This window comes from Streptomyces sp. NPDC055025, assembly GCF_053608565.1.
In genome coordinates this window covers 1-17,467 of record NZ_JBSGVS010000083.1, presented here as the reverse complement: position 1 = coordinate 17,467, position 17,467 = coordinate 1, and the positions used below count along the sequence as shown (strand labels likewise).

Sequence of the window (17,467 nt, the reverse complement as noted above, 5' to 3'; positions counted from 1 at the left end):
CTGAGTGATGTAGCTCGCACGCAACGCCCCGGGAGGGATCGCACCATGGCCGACGCGACGGACAAGGAACGTCAGAAGGAAGAGCTGTACGCCCTGGACATCTCCGGTGTGGAGTGGCTCGGCGCGCCCGGGACGAGTCCGGACGAGGAGCGGGTGGAGATCGCGTATCTGCCGGAGGGGGCCGTCGCGATGCGGTCGTCGCAGGATCCGGAGACGGTGCTGCGGTACACGAAGGCGGAGTGGGACGCGTTCGTCCTGGGGGCGCGGGACGGGGAGTTCGACCTCAAGTAGTGCCCGGCTCATGGCGAAGGGGGTGTCCGCACGGCGGACACCCCCTTCTTTGACGCGTACGGCTCTCAGGTGCGCGGGGCCGGTCAGCCCATCTGCATACGGAAGCGGGCCGCGTTGCCGCGGTCGGTGTCCTGGTAGCCGATGACCGACTCGTCGAGCAGGCGGGCGATCCGGCCCAGGTCCTGGTTCATCCCGGCCATGTCGCGGGCGAGGCGGTCCTGGCTCTCGCGGTAGGCGATCTTGGCCTCACCGTCCCAGTTCTCGGCGACGGCCGCGACCTTGGTCATCAGGTCCTCAAGACCCTGGCTGAGCTGGCCGGCGGTCGTCCGGACATCGGCGGCCGCCGTGGTCACGGTGTCGTAATTGACGGCAGTGGTCATGTGATGCTCCTCAAGACGGAATGCGGCGGGAGATGACGGACAGGGGCTCAGGCCATCCCGAGAATGGAACTCTGGCCCTGGGAGGTGTCGTCCATCCGCCGGAAGGACGCGATGCGGTCCTCTTCCTGCTGGGTGAAACCGTCGGCGCTCATCCGCATGATCTCTTCGAGCTTGACCAGCTCGACACGCATGTTCCGCAGGCGCTGGTTCAGATCGTTCTGAACCCGGTCGTACTCCTTGCTGGCCGCCCCCTGCCAGCCCGCCTGGATACGGTCCACCACACCGTTGAGCGAGGTGATACGGCTCTGCAGCTCGTCATGGAAGGTCTGGATCCTGTTGGCGAGATCGATTTGATCTCCGCTGGTGACATTCAGATCCCTCGACATCTTGCCCCTTCTTCCTGTCTTCCTGCGATGCGCCCTGGAAACCGGCGCGCTGGACGGGAAGCACCTCGATGCCGCCCCCGTGTGGAATCGGCGGTCACCCGCACAATCCCGCCAAACACTTTAGCTACTCGGTACGACAGTTCCAACTGCAAAGTCAGTCCTGGGCAGTTGATTCGCGTACGGTCCGTCCGGCCGCTCTCGCGCGGGTGTCACGGACGACCGTGGCCGTCCCCGCCACGACCGCGACCAGCACCGCCGTGATCCCGAGGGCGTAGGTCGCGTGGCGTTCGGTGCGCTCCTGGGCGGTCTCCGACATGGCCAGATACGCGGGCTCGGGAGCGGGCGCCCTGGGCGGCCCCGGGTCGGGGCGCGGGGACTCGGGCGCGCGGTCGTCCTCGCTCAGCGCGCGGACCGGGTCGACCACTCCCCAGCCGACGAAGGGGTCGTGGCCGTTGACGCTGCGCTCGGCGGTCTGCTCGATCTGGGCAATGATCTGGTGCGCCTTCCAGTCGGGGTGCTCGGCGCGCAGCAGGGCGGCGACCCCGGCGACATAGGGGGCCGAGAAACTGGTGCCGTTGTCGACGCACTGGCCGTTGCCGGGGACGGTGGAGACCATGTCCACGCCCGGCGCGGCCACTCCCACGAACTCCCCGGACTGCGAGAAGGCCGCGCGTTCGTTGTTGCGGTCGGAGGAGGCGACGGCGAGCACCCCGTCGAAGGCCGCCGGGTAGGTGTTCTTGCGCTGTCCGTCGAGGCCGTCGTTGCCCGCGGAGGCGACGACGACGATGTCCTCGGCGACGGCCCGCGCCACGGCCCGGCCGAGGTCGGACTCCCCGTCGAGGGGCTTGGTGGTGTCCTGCGAGATGTTGATGACATCGGCGCGCTCGGCGATGGCGTGCTCGATCGCCTTGGTCATGGTCGACTGGTCGCCGCTGTTCCGCTCGTCGTTCTGGCGGATCGGGATGATCGTGGCCTCGGGGGCGAGCCCCACGAAGCCGGTGCCCGCGCGGGGGCGCGCGGCGATGATCCCCGCGACCTTGGTGCCATGGCCGACCCGGTCGTCCGTGCCGTCGGCCGGCGAGCCCTTCATCATCTCTTTGGCCAGGAACTCCGTTCCCGCGGCGGTGTCGACGGCCGACTTGAGCTGGGGGTTGGCGTTGTCGACTCCCGTGTCGATGACGGCCACCCGCACCCCCTCGCCCTTGGTGTCCGCCCACAGCTCCTCCAGCATCACCCGCTGGAGGGCCCAGGGGGTGCCCGCGATCTGTGTCTTCATCGGGAAGGCGCACTCACCGCTGCCGTCGGTACGGAGGTTCCCGGGCCGCTCACCGGCGTATGCCGCCGGGGGCAGGGCCGCGAGGCCGGTGAGGGCCAGGGCGGCGGTCAGCAGCGCGGTCCTGCGGCGCGTGTACGGCATGGGTCGTACTCCCCTCATGAGCCCTGGGGCTGGCGGGCGCTGTTGGTGTCGAGCCGCGGGCCCTTGGACAGGAACTCGGACCAGGCGAGGGGGACCAGGCTCGGGGTGACCTTCTCGTAGCCGAGCCGGATCTGGGCCTGGCTGGGCTCGGGCCTGCCGTCCTGCTGCTCCCGCCGGCCGCCGGTGCCGATGTCGGAACGGGCCGCGTCGCTGTCGCCGTTCGCCTGGACCGCGTAGCGCAGCCCGGTGTCGGTCACCAGGAAGAGCGATCCGTCGGGGCTGGTCTGCATGCCCCGGACCTGGGTGTAGAGCAGTCCGCTGCCGGGGGTGACATAGGTGCTGGTGCCCCCGGCGGTGATGTCCGCCGGATACGCGGGTCCGGCCCAGGTGGACAGGGCCGTACCGCCCTTGTCGTCGACCTCGCGCAGCACACTGCACACCGTGTCCCGGGCGCCCTCGCCGCCGACCGAGTTGACCTGGGCGGCCTTCCGCTCGGGCCAGCGGGCGGCCTGACCCGCGAAGGGCCGGGCGTCGGGAACGAAGTCCTGGAGTCCGACGGAGCGTGCCTCCCCGTCCAGGTTCAGGAGCGCGGTCTGCGGAGAGCTGATGAGCAGTCCGGCGGTGAACTCGGAGATCGGCCGGGCACCGCCCGCCAGGACGACGTAGTGGCTCGTGCCGCCGCCGGTCCGGGTCCTCAGGATCATGCCGATCCTGTTCTCCTGGTCCGAGAGCTGCCCCTCGACATTCGCCGGTGCGCCGATCTCTCCCGGGATACGGGGGAAGGCGAGGGGGCTGCCCGTGTGCAGCGTGGCCAGCCAGTCGTCGGTCACCTGTTGCGGCTCACGGGTGCCGACCAGCGCGTTCGTCAGATGTCCCTGGTCGGCGGCCGTCTCGGCGATCAGATACTTGGTGCCCGCCGCGTCCACCAGGAAGCGCGCCCGGTCCTTCTGGCCCTGGACGTAGAGCACCTGACCGCCGGTCAGCCGGCGGCTGCCCTCCGTCCGGGAGAAGTCCCGCTCCGCGAGGATGAACGCGGCCTTCTGGACGCTCGCGCCGTCCCCGCCGCCCGGCTGCTCGCACACGGCCCACCGCTTGGCCTTCGCGGCCTCCGTGTCGGAGGGCAGCCGGTCGGGGGCGTACGGGATACCGAGGACAGGACCGCGCGGGGGTCTGCCCGCGTCCAGGATCTTGTCGGGCACCTGGATGACCTTGCCCTGCTGCGGGGTCAGCAGCAGCCGGGCCGAGGCGAGATTGAGCACCGGGTGGAGCAGGGTCTGGCTCTTCTCGTCCGCGCCGGGGGTGTTCAGCACGACATAGCGGGTGGTGGAGTCCTTGCCGACGATCACATTGGTGTTCGGCCGGGCCCAGTCCTTGGGAGCGGACGGTTTGAACATGCCCCAGGCTCCGAAGCCGGCCAGGACGAGCGCGCCGACGACCAGCCCCGGGACCACGGCGCGCAGCGGTCTGGGGGCGCCCTCCTCCGTACCGGTGGGTGAGGGTTGGAGAAATGCGGCCACCGTGCGCTTCTTCGCGAAGGTGTACGCGTTCAGCTCGTCCCGCCGTGATGCCATGAGTCCCCATCGGTGAAAAAGGCGAGGTCTCCCCCCAGGGGGGAGCCAGGCCCCGTCCGGTCGGCGCGTCCCCCGGGTCCTGCCTGACTGTCGGACCGGCCCCCTACTATGCCTTGTAGGCCGGGCGCGTATGCGGGGCGGGTAGGGTGATTCAGCCGTCAACGCCCTGGCCGGCCAGGGTGATCGGGACAATCTGGGGGGTTTCTCCATCATGGCTTCCGCGACGCAGACGCGGCCCGCGGCGGCGGCGCCGTCCTCCGCTGCTTCCCGGGCTCCGGCGGCACCCGGACCGAGAGCGGGCGGGCATCTCGGTCCGTTCCGAATGCAACAACTCGTGCTGATCGAGATCGCCGCCGCCCTGCTGCTGGTGGCCTGGGTGATGGATCCTCTGCTGCTGGTGCCGGCGGGTGTGATCGCCGCGCTGCTGATACCGCTGGCGCTGGTACGCAGACACCAACGCTCGCTGCCCGAGTGGCTGTCGACCGTCGTCGCACTGCGGGCGCGCAGGCGCAGGGCCGCCTCGCTGGTGCTCCCGCCCGGTACGGAACCGGGCCTCGCGCCCGCCGTCGAGTGCGATCCGGCGCTGCGTACGTACTCGTACAGCGACCGTGACCGGCGCCCGGTCGGGATGATCGGCGACGGTACGTTCCTGACGGCCGTGCTCCAGATCGAGTCGGAGGCCACCGCGCTGCGCCCCGACCGCTCCGCCCGACCGCTGCCCGTCTCGCTCGTACGGGACGTGCTGGATGTGGACGGCATCCGGCTGGAGTCGGCGCAGATCGTCCAGCACACCCAGCCCGCCCCGGCCCCGCATCTGCCGGAACAGTCGGTGGCCGCGCGCAACTACGCGCCCCTCCAGGCGCAGACCGGGTCGCCCGCCGTCCGGATCACCTGGATCGCGCTGAAGCTCGATCCCGAGCTGTGCCCGGAGGCGGTCACCGCGCGGGGCGGCGGTCTGACGGGGGCCCAGAAGTGTGTGGTGCGGGCGGCGGACCAGCTGGCGAGCCGGCTGACCGGCGCCGGATTCCGGGCGACGGTGCTGACCGAGCAGGAGCTGACCGCGGCCGTCGCCATCTCGTCCTGCGCCAATCCGCTGGCCATCGCGCAGGCGGGCCGTACGGACACACCGGGCCGGCGCACCGAGGAGACCTCGCGCACCTGGCGCTGCGACGACCGCAGGCATACGACCTACTGGGTGGGCCGCTGGCCGCAGTTGGGCGGCGGTGGGGCCTCGATGCCGCAGCTCGTCGCGCTGCTGACCTCGATCCCGGCCCTGGCCACCACCTTCAGCCTCACCCTGGGGCGCGGTGAGCGGCAGGGCGTGACCGTCGGCGGACACATACGGATCACCGGCCGCAGCGACGACGAGCTGGTGACCGCGCGCCATGAACTGGAGCGCGCGGCCCGCGGGGTGAAGACCGGGCTGGTGCGGCTGGACCGCGAACAGCTCCCCGCGATGCTCGCCACTCTGCCGCTCGGGGGTACTCGATGATGTCCGTGCCGTCACAGACCGCCCCGTCGGGTCCCGCCCCCGCGCGGGGGGCGGCCGGGAGCGGCGGCAGGCCGCGGACCGGCTTCGGGCTGATCGGGCCGCGTCGTGAGCGTCACGCGCTCTCGGCCGAGCAGTTGGAGGCGTTCGCCCTGCCGGTCGGTGACGACGGCATGGTGATAGGCGTCGACCCGGGGAACAGACCCGCGGTGCTCGGTATCAACCGGCCCACGCCGTACGACGTCACACTGATCGGTGGTCTGTGGACGGCGCAGGTGCTGGTGCTGCGCGCGGCGGCGACGGGGGCGCGGATCGCCGTCGAGACGGGCCGGGCGCAGGCCTGGACGGCGCTCGCGCAGGCGGCCGGCGGCGGTCAGCCGTGTGTGACGCTGCACGATGTCGGGAGGGTGCCCCCGCAGGGAGCCTCGGCCGGCAGTCCGGTGGTCGTGGTGCGGGACTGCGGTATGCGTCCGCCGCGCGGCCGGGTGGTCTCGGCGCCCTGGCAGTCGGTGATGACCCTGCTGCCCTATCTCAGCCCGGTGGCGCCGAGGCTGATGGAGAAGTCGGGGCTGGTCGGTGTCCAGCGGGTGTCGCCGGACGAGGCGGCGCAGATCGGCCGGATCATGAGTCTGCCGCGGGCCGAGACGGAGGCGCTGTCCACCCTGGCCGACGGGGTCACGCTCTGGTGCACGGCGCGGGACCGCCAGTTCGTGATGGTTCAGGCGACGGACGCCGAGACCGGATTGTTGGGTAGCGCGCGCCGGATGGACTGAGGCCCGCCGAACGGGCCCGGTGCGCCCCGCCGGTGTGGATTCTGCCAGGATCTCGTAGGGAGATATGCGGATTTGACCGCTCCCCGGCCTCACGCTCCGCCCCCGGCTGTTCACTTGGGGGCGGGGCACGACGTACCCGGCGGCTGCCGGCGGGCGGAACCGGCCTGACGTACCCACGCCGTTGGCGATTAGGGTGGGAGTGGGCGCGGGAGTAGAGAACCTGCGGGCGGGTCGGCCCCCTGAGGAAGAGCCGGGCGGACCGGACACGGCGATGCGGACGCCCCGCCCACCACGGCACAAGGGTGCTCGACCACACCAGGAGGCAAAGTGAACGGCGATCGGGACGAGATCCGCGGAGGCTGGAACCGGCCTCCCGTGGACGATCAGTCCGACGCGGAGCCCGAGATGACGGGTGAGTTCACCATCGACTACACCCCTCCCGCCTGGTACACGCAGAACGCGCCGGGGGACACGTCCGGTGGTGGTGCCTCGGGCGCTCCCGCGTCGTTCACGAACTCTCCCCCGCCGCCGGAGGGTGCGCCCGTCGCCGTGCCCGGACTGCCCGCGGGCAGCGGCTTCGAGCCGAACTGGGCGCCCGCGCCGGCGCCCGTACCCGCGCCTGCTCCGGCTCCGGCTCCGGCTCCGGCGGGTGATCCGGCTCCGCCGGCGGCCGGGGCACCGGACCCCGCGTCCGTCACGTCGGAACCGTTCGGCGGTGGCGATGTGGAGAGCGGGGCGACGATGCGGTTCCCCCCGGTGGCGCTCAAACGGGAGATCGCCGTACGGGAGTCCGCGCGGAACGACGGAACGGCGGGGACGGCCGCGTCCACCGCCGGGACCGGCGACGCCGGTGACACCGACGCCGAAGCCGGAGCCGACGCGGAGAGTGTGCCCTCCCCCGCCGTGGCCCCTGCCGCCGTGGCCGAGTCCGGCGACGAGACGGACTCCGAGCGGTCCGCCGAGCCCACGGACAAGGACGGGGCGGGGACCGGGGACGGGGACGCGTCGGCCGACGCGGCGGAGACCGGGGCGGAACCGGTCGCCGAGGCCCCGGTCAGTGACCGCGCGGAGGGTACGGACAGCGCGAACAGCACGGACAGCACGCCCGGCGCCGACCGGGCGGACGACGCCGACAAGGATCCCGGAACCGTCGGCGAGGCCGCCGCCGGAGCCACGGCCGAGGGCAGGTCGACGACCGAGGACGACGTGGCCGAGGGCGGGGGCGAGACCGAACCGTCCGGCTCCGAGCCCGAGGACGCCGTACAGGACACGGTGCCCCAGGACGCCGTGCCCCAGGACGCCGTACGGGCTCAGGACGCCGAGGACGCTGCGGACGCCGTAGCGGCCGATGAGCCCGAGGACGCTCCCCCGGCCGCCGCGTCGGCCCAGTCCTGGGCCCTTCAGCCGCCCGCGCCCAAGGACTCCGCGCTGCCGCCGCTGCCGCCCGCCTTCCAGCCGGCCGCGCCGGCGTCCGCGCCGCAGTGGCCCGTGGCGGCACAGGCCGCCGAGCGGCCCGCCATCCCGCAGCCCCAACTCCAAGCCCAGTCACAGCCGCCGCAGCAGCCCCAGCCTCACATCCCTCAGCAGCCGGCGAACCCGTATCCGTGGGCCACGCAGCCGCCGCAGAGCGGTTACGGCTTCCCCCAGCAGGGCCACCCCCAGCAGTACGGGCAGGGCGCGGCGACACCTCCGGCCGCGCTGCCGCCCGCCGTACCGGGTGCTGACGCCCCCGTCCCGCCCGGCGCCGTCCCGCCCGCCGGTTACGGCTTCCCGCACCAGCAGGCTCAGCCGGGGCAGCAGCCGGGACCGTACGGACCCGGCCCCGGGCCCGCGCAGCAGCAGAGTGGTTACGGCTTCCCCCAGCAGCAGGACCCGTCCGGGCATCCCGGCGCGCAGCCGCACCCGGGCCCGTACGCCGCCCCGGGCGCGCACGCTCCCGTACCCCCGTCCGCCCAGACGCCGTATCTCCCCGCCCAGCAGGCCGCACAGCCACAGCACCCCCAGCAACCGCAGCCCGCACCGCAGCCGCAGCAGCCACACCACTCGCAGCACCCGCAGCAGCAGCCCGGTGCTCAGCCGCCCGTCGTGGATCCCCGCGCCGGCACCGCCTGGCCCTCGCCCGTCGCGCACGACCACCGCGAGCGCTCGGTCCCCGGCGCGCCGCTCGGCTACACGGCCGCCGTCGAGCTGTCCTCCGACCGTCTGCTGCGCAACAACAAGCAGAAGCCGAAGAGCAGCCGCAATCCGTCCGCCGGTTCGCGCTTCAGGATCGGCGGGAAGGCGGCGGAGAACGAGTACCGGCGCAAGCTGGAGCTGATCCGTACGCCCGTGCTCTCCTGCTACCGGATCGCGGTCATCAGTCTCAAGGGCGGTGTCGGCAAGACCACGACGACCACCGCGCTGGGATCGACCCTGGCCACCGAGCGGCAGGACAAGATCCTGGCGATCGACGCCAACCCGGACGCCGGTACGCTCGGCCGCCGCGTACGGCGCGAGACCGGGGCGACCATCCGCGATCTGGTCCAGGCGATCCCGTATCTCCACAGCTATATGGACATCCGCCGGTTCACCTCGCAGGCGCCCTCCGGTCTGGAGATCATCGCCAACGATGTGGACCCGGCCGTCTCCACCTCGTTCAACGACGAGGACTACCGGCGCGCGATCGAGGTCCTCGGCAAGCAGTACCCGATCATCCTCACCGACTCGGGCACGGGTCTGCTCTACAGCGCGATGCGCGGAGTGCTCGATCTCGCCGACCAGCTGATCATCATCTCGACCCCCTCCGTGGACGGCGCGAGCAGCGCCTCGACGACGCTCGACTGGCTGTCCGCGCACGGATACGCGGATCTGGTGCAGCGCTCCCTGACGGTCATCTCCGGGGTCCGTGAGACCGGGAAGATGATCAAGGTCGATGACATCGTGCAGCACTTCGAGACCCGCTGCCGCGGTGTGGTCGTGGTGCCGTTCGACGAGCATCTGTCGGCCGGTGCCGAGGTGGACCTCGACATGATGCGGCCCAAGACGCGTGAGGCGTACTTCCATCTCTCGGCGCTGGTCGCCGAGGACTTCGCGCGGGCTCAGCAGGCCCAGGGGCTGTGGACCGCGGACGGCAATCCGCCGCCGCATCTCGTACCGCCGATGCCGGGTCCCGCGCAGCAGGCCCAGGGGCAGCCGCTGTACGGACAGCCCCCGTATGGACAGCCGGCCCAGGGACAGCCCCCGTACGGACAGCCGGCGCAGGGACACCCGTATCCGCCCCAGCAGTATCCGCAGCAGTACCCCCAGCAGGGGCAGCCGCAGCCTCCGTACTACGCCTATCCGCAGCAGCAGGCACCGGGGCCCCAGCCAGGGGTGCAGCAGGGCTGGCAGCAGTCGCCGCCGTCCCAGGCGCAGTCTCCCGCGACCCCGGCCGGTCCCCCGCCCGGACAGCTTCCGCCGGGACAGACCGAACAGCCGGGCCAGCCCGGTCAGCCCGCTCACCCCGGCCATCCCGGACAGCCGGCCCTGCCGGGACCGTACGGTCAGCAGCCGCAACCGCCGCAGGGCCAGAAGGAGTTGCAGGGTCCCGTCCCACCGGGCGGATGGCCGCAGCAGCAGCCTCCGCAGGCACCGCCAGCGCCTCAGCAGTAAGGCGGCAGAGGTCGATACCAATGAGGGTCCGCACCGTTCCGACGGTGCGGACCCTCGGCGCATTCCCGCAGCCCACACGCCGTTTGGGCCGCCGTTGACGCGCCCTGACGCCCGCTGATAAACCTCGCTTCACCGATTGGCGAACCAGATTCAACCCGGCTTCTCCGTGCGAGTGATAACACGAGGTCCCCGTCCCATGGTTCACAGCCTTCCGCCGCGGACACCGCGGCAGCCCGTCCGGCAACGCCCCCGCCTCCGACTGCTTCCGCTCTCCGCCGCCGTGTCCGCCGCGCTCGTGGCCGGGTCCGTGATCCCCGTCCAGCCGCTGCTCCCCGCGCCCCAGCGGGCCCAGGCCGCCGACGACGGCAAGCGGGTCCTCACCGTCGCGGTCAGTCAGAGCGTCGACTCCCTCAGTCCGTTCCTGGCCCAGCGGCTCGTCAGCACCAGCGTCCACCGGCTGGCGTACGAGTATCTGACCAACTACGACGCCAAGGACGCGCGTACGGTCCCCGGCTTCGCCACCGCGTGGCGTGCCTCCGCGGACAAGCTGACCTGGACCTTCACCATCCGCGAGGACTCGAAGTGGTCCGACGGCCGGCCGGCCACCGCCGAGGACGCCGCCTGGACCTTCGACAAGATGATGACGGACGCGAACGCGGCCACCGCCAACGGCAGTTTCACCGCCAACTTCGAGCGGGTCACCGCGCCGGACCCGAAGACGCTGGTCATCGAGTTGAAGAAGCCCCAGGCCACCATGACGGCCCTCGATGTGCCCATCGTGCCCAAACACATCTGGGAGAAGGTCGGCGACTTCTCGAAGTTCAACAACGACGAGCGGTTCCCGATCGTCGGCAACGGGCCGTTCGTCGTCACGGACTACAAGGCCGACCAGTACCTCAGGCTGAAGCCCAACAAGGACTTCTGGCGCGGTGCGCCCAAGTTCGACGAACTGCTCCTCAAGTACTACAAGGACGGGGACGCGGCCGTGGCCGCACTCCGGAAGGGCGAGGTCTCCTTCGTCTCCAATCTCACCCCGGCCCAGGCCTCGGCGCTGAAGAGCGCCGAGAACATCAAGGTCAACGACGCCCCGGGCCGCCGTTTCCACGCGCTCGCCGTCAACCCCGGCGCCAGGTCGAAGGACGGCGAGAGATTCGGCAACGGCCATCCGGCGCTGCTGGACCCGGCGGTACGCAAGGCCCTCTTCCAGGCGGTGGACCGCGAGAGCATCATCGACAAGGTCTTCCAGGGCCATGCCGTCGAGGGCCAGGGCTATATCCCGCCCCGCTTCGGCTCGTACTTCTGGGAGCCCTCCGCCGAGCAGAAGATCGCCTACGACCCGGCCGCGGCGGCCCGTACGCTCGACCGGGCGGGCTACAGGAGGACCGGAAGCGGCAAGCGAGTGGGCAAGGACGGGAGGCCGCTCGACTTCCGGATCCTCTGCCACGCCACCGATCCGAACGACAAGGCCATCGGCAAGTACCTCCAGGAGTGGTGGGGCGGGCTCGGCATCGGGCTGAAGGTCGAGTGCCTCGACAATGTCTCCGACCCCTGGCTCGCCGGCGACTACGATCTGGCCTTCGACGGCTGGTCCGTCAACCCCGATCCCGACTTCGTCCTCTCCATTCATACGTGCGGTGCGCTCCCCGCCACCCGCAAGGACAGCGGCGCCACCGACAACTTCATCTGCGACAAGGAGTACGACGGCCTCTACGCCCGGCAGGCCGTGGAGTACGACCCCGCCAAGCGCGCGGATCTCGTGAAGCGGATGGAGTCGAGGCTGTACGACACCGGGTACATGAATGTCATGGCGTACCCGAACGCGGTCGAGGCGTACCGTACGGACCAGATCAAGTCGATCACGACGATGCCGGAGGCCGCCGGCAATCTCTGGGGCCAGGACGGCTACTGGAGCTGGTGGTCCGCGGTACCGGCCGACGGCGGCGGCGGATCCGGCGGATCCTCCTCCTCGACCGGTGTGGCGATCGGGCTCGGGGCCGCCGGAGCGGTCGCCGCCGTGCTCGGGCTCTTCGTCGCGATGCGGCGCCGTTCCACCGCGGAAGACCGTGAATAACCCATGAGCACCGCAAGCACCCCCGGTGTGGTGCGGGACGCGGCCGACGGACCGGCACGGACCGGACCGTCCGGCACGGCGGCCCGCACCCGCGCCGGCACCAGGACCGCGTATCCGCTCTATGTGGCGGGCAAGCTCGGCGGCGCGGCCGTCTCGCTGCTCGCCGTCCTCGTCACGAGTTTCTTCCTCTTCCGGATCGTCCCCGGGGACCCGGTCCGGGCCATGACCCATGGCGTACCGACCTCCGCCGAGCAACTGGGCACCCTGCGCAGGCAGTTCGGGCTGGATCTGCCGCTGTGGCAGCAGTTCACCGACTACTGCGCCAAGGCGCTGACCGGCGATCTCGGCACCTCGTACCAGTTCCACGCGCCGGTCGGTGAGCTGATAGCGGCGAAGCTGCCCGCGACCCTGCTGCTCACGGGGGTCGCGGTGGTGATCTACTCGGCTCTCGGTCTCTGGCTCGGTACCCGCTCCGCCTGGCACCACGGCGGTACCGGCGACCGGCTGAACACGGGCGTGGCACTGACGCTCTGGTCCGTGCCGTCCTTCTGGCTGGGGCTGCTGCTGATCATCGTCTTCTCGGTGGGGATCGGTCCGGTCCCCGGGATGTTCCCCACCGGCGGTATGGAGTCGGGCGATACGGCCGGTCCCGCCCGGGTCCTCGATGTGGCGCACCATATGGTGCTGCCGGTGCTCACCCTGGTCGCGGTGGGGTACGCGCAGACGCTGCTGGTGATGCGCTCCTCGCTGCTGGACGAGATGGGCGGCGACTATCTGACGACGGCGCGGGCGAAGGGGCTGCGGGACGACCTCGTACGGCGCCGGCACGCGGTGCCCAACGCCCTGCTTCCCACCGTCACCATGGTCTTCATCAATCTGGGCCATGTGGCGGGCGGTTCGATCCTGGTGGAGACGGTGTTCTCCTGGCCGGGGCTCGGCGGACTGTTCTACCAGGGGCTGAGTGTGCCCGATCTGCCGCTGGTCCAGGGGCTGTTCCTGGTCTTCGCCGACGCGATGATCCTGATGAACCTCCTCGCCGATCTGCTCTATCCGCTGCTCGATCCCCGGGTGGGCCGATGACCTCCGCCAAGCCGTCGAGTCCCTCCCCCGTTCCGGAGGGGCCACCCGCCCCCACCGCGGCTTCCTCGTTCACACGGGCCCGCAGACGCGCGTCGGCGGTCCGCTTCTGGCAGCGGTACCGCACGCACCGCGCCGGGCTCTTCGGGCTCGCCGGGCTCGTGCTCGTCGCGCTGATCGCCCTGACCGCGCCGCTGCTCGCCGGGGGCGATGTGCAGAGCGTGACCCGGGCGCCGGGCAAGGCGCTGGAGGCGCCGAGCGGCCGGTTCCCGCTCGGTACGGACCAGTTCGGACGGCCCCTGCTGGGGCTGCTGGTCTGGGGTGCCCGGATCTCACTGACCGTGGGGCTGCTGGCCGCCGCGCTGTCGGTGGCCATCGGTACGCTCGTCGGTGTCCTCGCCGGGCACTACGGCGGCTGGGCGGCGACGGTGACCATGCGGATCACCGACTGGTTCCTGGTGATGCCGACACTCGTGCTGGCGATCGTGCTGGCCACGGTCATGTCACGGTCCATCTGGACGGTGATCGTGGCGATCGGTGTCACGAGCTGGCCGACCACGGCGCGACTGGTACGGGCGCAGACGATCGCCGTCGAGTCGCGTCCGTACATCGAGCGGGCGCGGGCGCTGGGCGGCGGGCACGGCCACATCATGAGCCGCCATGTACTGCCCAATGTGATGCCGCTGGTGCTCGCGCAGACCACGCTCGGTATCTCCAGCGCGATCCTGACGGAGGCGACGCTCGCCTTCCTCGGTCTCGGCGATCCGACGATCGTCTCGTGGGGCGGCATGCTCCAGGACGCGCGGGAGGCGGGCGCGGTCTCCTCCGGGCACTGGTGGTATCTGGCACCCCCCGGACTCGCGATCGCGTTCATCGCGCTGGCGTTCACGCTCTGCGGCCGTGCGATCGAGTCCGTGCTCAACCCGAAGCTGGGGGTGTCCCGTTGAAAGAGACGACGGAAACGACCGGTGCGACCGACGCGTCTGGCACCTCCGGCACCTCTGGCATGTCCGGCACGTCCGGCACAACTGGCACGTCCGGCACGTCTGGCACGTCGAACCTGCTGGAGATCAGGAACCTGTCCGTGACCTACGGCTCGGGGGCGTCGGCCGTGCCCGCCGTACGGGGCGTCGATCTGGCCCTCGGGCCGGGACAGAAGCTCGGTGTCGCCGGGGAGTCGGGATGCGGCAAGTCCACCCTGGCACTGGCGCTGCTCAGACTGCTGCCGCCGTCGGCGAGGCTGACCGGCGAGATCCTGCTCGACGGCGAGGACGTCCGCACCATGAAGTGGGGCCGGCTGCGCGCCGTACGGTGGGCGGGGGCGTCGATCGTCTTCCAGGGGGCCATGCACTCGCTCAACGCGGTGCACCGGATCGGGGACCAGATCGCCGAGCCGGTGCTGCTGCACGGGCGCGCCACCCCGGCGGCCGGCCGCTCGCGCGCCGCCGAACTGCTGGAACAGGTCGGTCTGCCCGCCGCGCGCGCCGACGCGTATCCGCATGAGCTCTCCGGCGGGCAGCGTCAGCGGGTGATGATCGCGATGGCTCTCGCCTGCGATCCACGGCTGATCGTCGCGGACGAGCCGACCACCGCGCTGGATGTGATGATCCAGGCGCAGATCCTGCGGCTGATCGAGCGGTCGGTCGCGGAGCGGGACATCGGTCTGCTGATGATCAGCCACGATCTGGCGGTGCTCTCGGACACCTGTGACCGGCTCGCCGTGATGTACGCGGGCCGGATCATCGAGGAGGGCCCGGCGCGGGAGGTCTACGACGCGGCGGAGCATCCCTACGGCCGGGCGCTCTCCGCCGCCTTCCCGCGCGTCGGGGATCTCGCGTCCCGGCGCGCTCCGCGTGGACTGCCCGGTGATCCGCCGGACCCTTCGGCGCTGCCGTCCGGCTGTACGTTCCATCCGCGCTGCCCGGTCGCGCTGGACGTCTGCGCGCACGAGGACCAGACACTGCGGGCGGCCGGTCCCGGCCGGAGCGCGGCCTGTGTGCGAGTGGGTTCCGCGGCCCCCGTGGCGGAGCCGCCGCGGTGAGGGCCGCCCCCGCCCCCGCCGTACACCCTCGCCGTGAAACCCCGTGAAGCCCCGTGAAGCCCGGCCACCCTTCAGGAGCCACCCATGACGACGACCGCCAACGCCTCCCCGGTCCCGCCCCTGCTGTCGGCCGCCGAGCTGAACGTCACCTTTCCCGGGCGGCGCGGCGCGCCTGCGGCCCGCGCCGTCGACGGGGTCGATCTCGACATCGGCGCCGGGGAGATCGTCGCCCTGGTCGGTGAGTCCGGCTGCGGCAAGACCACACTGGCGCGGACCCTGCTCGGTCTGGTGCCGCCCACCCGGGGCCGGGTGACCTTCGCCGGGGAGCCGCTCGGGTACGGTGCCCGCTCCCTCAAGGCGTACCGCAAGCGCGTACAGCTCGTGCTCCAGGATCCGAGCGGCTCGCTCAATCCGCGCCATACGGTGTACGACGCGGTGGCCGAGGGACTCCGGATCCACGGCTGCCAGGGCGATGAGCGCGCGGCCGTCGCCGAGGCGCTGTCCCGGGCCGGTCTCCGGCCGCCCGAGCGGTTCTTCCCTCGCTACCCGCATGAGCTGTCCGGTGGTCAGCGGCAGCGGGTCGTCATCGCGGGCGCGCTCGTCCTCGAACCCGAACTCATCGTCGCCGACGAGCCGGTGGCGTCCCTGGACGCGTCCGTACGGGGGGAGATCCTCGCGCTGCTGCTGTCGCTCCGTACGGAACTCGGGCTCTCCGCGCTGGTGGTGACACACGATCTGGGTCTGGCGTGGAACATCGCGGACCGGGTCGCGGTGATGTATCTCGGGCGGATCGTGGAGACGGGCCCGGTGGAGGATGTACTGACGAACCCTCAGCACCCTTATACACAGGCGCTGTTGTCCGTGCTGCCGGAGTCGCGGCGGACACCGGTCGTCCTCATGGGCGAGCCGCCGGACCCGTCGCGCATCCCGGACGGCTGCCGCTTCCACGCCCGGTGCCAGGTGCTCGCCTCGGGCGAGGCGGCACGGGCGGGGGTCGACGAACGGTGCCGTACGGATTCACCACCGGTGCTGACGGGCGGCCCGGCCGCGCAGGTCGCGTGCCACTGGGCGGCGAGGTGAGCGGGCGGTCCCCCGCGCCCCGCCCGCCGGGCGCCCCGGTGTCCCGCGTGCCGCGGTCCTGGCGTCCTACCGGGCGTCGTACTCCTCCGTCAGCGCCTGTGAGCGCTTGACGTCGTCGGCGATCGCTTCCAGCAGCGCCTCGATCGACTCGAACTTCCGCTGCCCGCGGACGTACGAGAGGAAGTCGACGGTCACATGGAGCCCGTACAGATCCAGCCCCACCCGGTCGATCGCGTACGCCTCGACCGTCCGCTCCGTCCCCTCGAACTGGGGGTTCGTGCCGACCGAGATCGCCGCCGGCATCCGCTCGCCGTCCGCCGTGAGCCAGCCCGCGTACACCCCGTCGGCCGGGATCGCGGTGTGCGGCAGGGTCTCCACATTGGCCGTGGGATAGCCGAGTTCACGTCCGCGCTGGGCGCCGCGCACCACCACGCCCTCGACCCGGTGCGGCCTGCCGAGGATCTCCGCCGCACCCGCGACATCGCCCTCGGTGACCAGCCGGCGGGTGAGGGTGGACGAGAACGGCTCGCCGCCGCCCGCCTCGCCGGTCACGCGCAGATCGATGACCTCGACCTCGTAGTCGTAGGTGGTCCCGAGATCGGCCAGTACGGCGACGTTCCCCGCGGCCTTGTGGCCGAAGCGGAAGTTGGGGCCCTCGATCACGGCACGGGCGTGCAACTTGTCGACCAGGACCTTCACGATGAAGTCGCCCGGGGACAGCCGGGAGAACTCGACGGTGAACGGCAGGATCAGCAGCGCGTCCACGCCCAGCTCCGCCATCAGTTCGGCACGCCGGTGGTGGGGGGCGAGCAGCGGCGGATGGCTGCCGGGCCGTACGACCTCGCTGGGGTGCGGGTCGAAGGTCACGACGACCGACGGCACTCCCAGCTCGCGTGCCCGCTCCACCGCGCGGCCGATGATGAGCTGGTGCCCGCGGTGCACCCCGTCGTAGGAACCGATGGTGACGACGCTGCGCCCCCAGTCCTGGGGAATGTCCTCCAAGCCACGCCAGCGCTGCACTGAGACCGCTCCTCGCCCGAACCCATGTACGTCATTTCCAGTCACGCAATGCTAAGACTGCCATGCCCCGCACCCATGCCACGCATCGGCCACCGGGGGCCGGGAGCGGTCAGGTGCGAACGCGCCCCCCAGTGCACCGTCTCTCCCCTCCAAGCGCCTGCTCGCAGGGGTGAATGACGGGCGCGGGATGGACAGATCCCTCTCGGAGGGGGGCCGTGGAGCCGGGCAGGTGTGCCTGCCC

General features: G+C 71.5%; 14 protein-coding genes. 9 read left to right on the top strand and 5 right to left on the bottom strand.

Annotated elements, in window-relative coordinates; translation table 11 throughout:
* Window positions 1-45: 45 nt before the first annotated feature.
* Window positions 46-291, top strand: a complete 246-nt coding sequence (locus ACWGDX_RS35100) for a DUF397 domain-containing protein (protein ID WP_363083213.1) — start codon at window positions 46-48, stop codon at window positions 289-291.
* Window positions 292-374: 83 nt separating this feature from the next.
* Here the strand turns inward: ACWGDX_RS35100 and ACWGDX_RS35095 are convergent, their stop codons facing one another.
* The 4 genes from ACWGDX_RS35095 to eccB all read right to left on the bottom strand — a co-directional run bounded on the left by ACWGDX_RS35095 (window position 375) and on the right by eccB (window position 4,045).
* Window positions 375-671 carry a WXG100 family type VII secretion target gene (locus ACWGDX_RS35095; RefSeq protein ID WP_453632255.1) on the bottom strand — a complete coding sequence of 99 codons (297 nt, stop codon included), beginning with the start codon at window positions 669-671 and terminating at the stop codon, window positions 375-377.
* Between the two features lie 47 nt (window positions 672-718).
* Complete coding sequence (locus ACWGDX_RS35090; protein ID WP_382852383.1) at window positions 719-1,057, bottom strand: WXG100 family type VII secretion target; 339 nt, start codon at window positions 1,055-1,057, stop codon at window positions 719-721.
* A gap of 154 nt (window positions 1,058-1,211) precedes the next feature.
* A complete protein-coding gene (gene mycP / locus ACWGDX_RS35085) occupies window positions 1,212-2,474 on the bottom strand; it encodes a type VII secretion-associated serine protease mycosin (RefSeq protein WP_453632253.1) in 1,263 nt (420 codons plus the stop codon).
* 14 nt (window positions 2,475-2,488) lie between these two features.
* The gene (eccB, locus tag ACWGDX_RS35080; RefSeq protein ID WP_453632251.1) at window positions 2,489-4,045 is read right to left on the bottom strand and encodes a type VII secretion protein EccB; all 1,557 of its coding nucleotides are present in this window, start codon (window positions 4,043-4,045) and stop codon (window positions 2,489-2,491) included.
* A gap of 211 nt (window positions 4,046-4,256) precedes the next feature.
* Between eccB and eccE the strand changes: the two genes are divergently transcribed.
* The 8 genes from eccE (at window position 4,257) to ACWGDX_RS35040 (ending at window position 16,206) form a co-directional block, all read left to right on the top strand.
* Window positions 4,257-5,537: a type VII secretion protein EccE gene (gene eccE / locus ACWGDX_RS35075; protein ID WP_453632249.1), complete on the top strand. Its 1,281-nt coding sequence runs from the start codon at window positions 4,257-4,259 to the stop codon at window positions 5,535-5,537.
* Window positions 5,537-6,307, top strand: a complete 771-nt coding sequence (locus ACWGDX_RS35070) for a hypothetical protein (protein ID WP_453632274.1) — start codon at window positions 5,537-5,539, stop codon at window positions 6,305-6,307. The genes eccE and ACWGDX_RS35070 overlap by 1 nt, the downstream gene beginning before the upstream one ends.
* 327 nt (window positions 6,308-6,634) lie before the next feature.
* Window positions 6,635-9,937: an SCO5717 family growth-regulating ATPase gene (locus ACWGDX_RS35065; protein WP_453632247.1), complete on the top strand. Its 3,303-nt coding sequence runs from the start codon at window positions 6,635-6,637 to the stop codon at window positions 9,935-9,937.
* Window positions 9,938-10,133: 196 nt separating this feature from the next.
* On the top strand, window positions 10,134-12,008 hold the full coding sequence (locus ACWGDX_RS35060; protein WP_453632245.1) for an ABC transporter substrate-binding protein: 1,875 nt from the start codon (window positions 10,134-10,136) through the stop codon (window positions 12,006-12,008).
* A 3-nt stretch (window positions 12,009-12,011) separates the two neighbouring features.
* Complete coding sequence (locus ACWGDX_RS35055; RefSeq protein ID WP_453632243.1) at window positions 12,012-13,088, top strand: ABC transporter permease; 1,077 nt, start codon at window positions 12,012-12,014, stop codon at window positions 13,086-13,088.
* The gene (locus ACWGDX_RS35050; RefSeq protein ID WP_453632241.1) at window positions 13,085-14,032 is read left to right on the top strand and encodes an ABC transporter permease; all 948 of its coding nucleotides are present in this window, start codon (window positions 13,085-13,087) and stop codon (window positions 14,030-14,032) included. The genes ACWGDX_RS35055 and ACWGDX_RS35050 overlap by 4 nt, the downstream gene beginning before the upstream one ends.
* A 59-nt stretch (window positions 14,033-14,091) precedes the next feature.
* Window positions 14,092-15,126, top strand: coding sequence for an ABC transporter ATP-binding protein (locus ACWGDX_RS35045; protein WP_453632239.1), 1,035 nt, complete (start codon window positions 14,092-14,094; stop codon window positions 15,124-15,126).
* Between the two features lie 84 nt (window positions 15,127-15,210).
* On the top strand, window positions 15,211-16,206 hold the full coding sequence (locus ACWGDX_RS35040; protein ID WP_453632238.1) for an oligopeptide/dipeptide ABC transporter ATP-binding protein: 996 nt from the start codon (window positions 15,211-15,213) through the stop codon (window positions 16,204-16,206).
* Window positions 16,207-16,272: 66 nt separating this feature from the next.
* On the opposite strand, the gene ACWGDX_RS35035 is transcribed toward ACWGDX_RS35040, so the two are convergent.
* Window positions 16,273-17,226, bottom strand: coding sequence for a bifunctional riboflavin kinase/FAD synthetase (locus tag ACWGDX_RS35035; protein WP_365906301.1), 954 nt, complete (start codon window positions 17,224-17,226; stop codon window positions 16,273-16,275).
* Window positions 17,227-17,467: the final 241 nt, after the last annotated feature.

Excerpts from the sequence above, each read along its gene's own strand:
- ACWGDX_RS35070 (WP_453632274.1), top strand. The coding sequence starts at position 5,537 with ATGTCCGTGCCGTCACAGACCGCCCCGTCGGGTCCCGCCCCCGCGCGG.
- ACWGDX_RS35040 (WP_453632238.1), top strand. The coding sequence starts at position 15,211 with ATGACGACGACCGCCAACGCCTCCCCGGTCCCGCCCCTGCTGTCGGCC.
- ACWGDX_RS35090 (WP_382852383.1), bottom strand. The coding sequence starts at position 1,057 with ATGTCGAGGGATCTGAATGTCACCAGCGGAGATCAAATCGATCTCGCC.
- ACWGDX_RS35100 (WP_363083213.1), top strand. The coding sequence starts at position 46 with ATGGCCGACGCGACGGACAAGGAACGTCAGAAGGAAGAGCTGTACGCC.
- eccE (WP_453632249.1), top strand. The coding sequence starts at position 4,257 with ATGGCTTCCGCGACGCAGACGCGGCCCGCGGCGGCGGCGCCGTCCTCC.
- ACWGDX_RS35045 (WP_453632239.1), top strand. The coding sequence starts at position 14,092 with ATGTCCGGCACGTCCGGCACAACTGGCACGTCCGGCACGTCTGGCACG.
- ACWGDX_RS35050 (WP_453632241.1), top strand. The coding sequence starts at position 13,085 with ATGACCTCCGCCAAGCCGTCGAGTCCCTCCCCCGTTCCGGAGGGGCCA.
- ACWGDX_RS35055 (WP_453632243.1), top strand. The coding sequence starts at position 12,012 with ATGAGCACCGCAAGCACCCCCGGTGTGGTGCGGGACGCGGCCGACGGA.
- eccB (WP_453632251.1), bottom strand. The coding sequence starts at position 4,045 with ATGGCATCACGGCGGGACGAGCTGAACGCGTACACCTTCGCGAAGAAG.
- ACWGDX_RS35060 (WP_453632245.1), top strand. The coding sequence starts at position 10,134 with ATGGTTCACAGCCTTCCGCCGCGGACACCGCGGCAGCCCGTCCGGCAA.
- mycP (WP_453632253.1), bottom strand. The coding sequence starts at position 2,474 with ATGCCGTACACGCGCCGCAGGACCGCGCTGCTGACCGCCGCCCTGGCC.
- ACWGDX_RS35095 (WP_453632255.1), bottom strand. The coding sequence starts at position 671 with ATGACCACTGCCGTCAATTACGACACCGTGACCACGGCGGCCGCCGAT.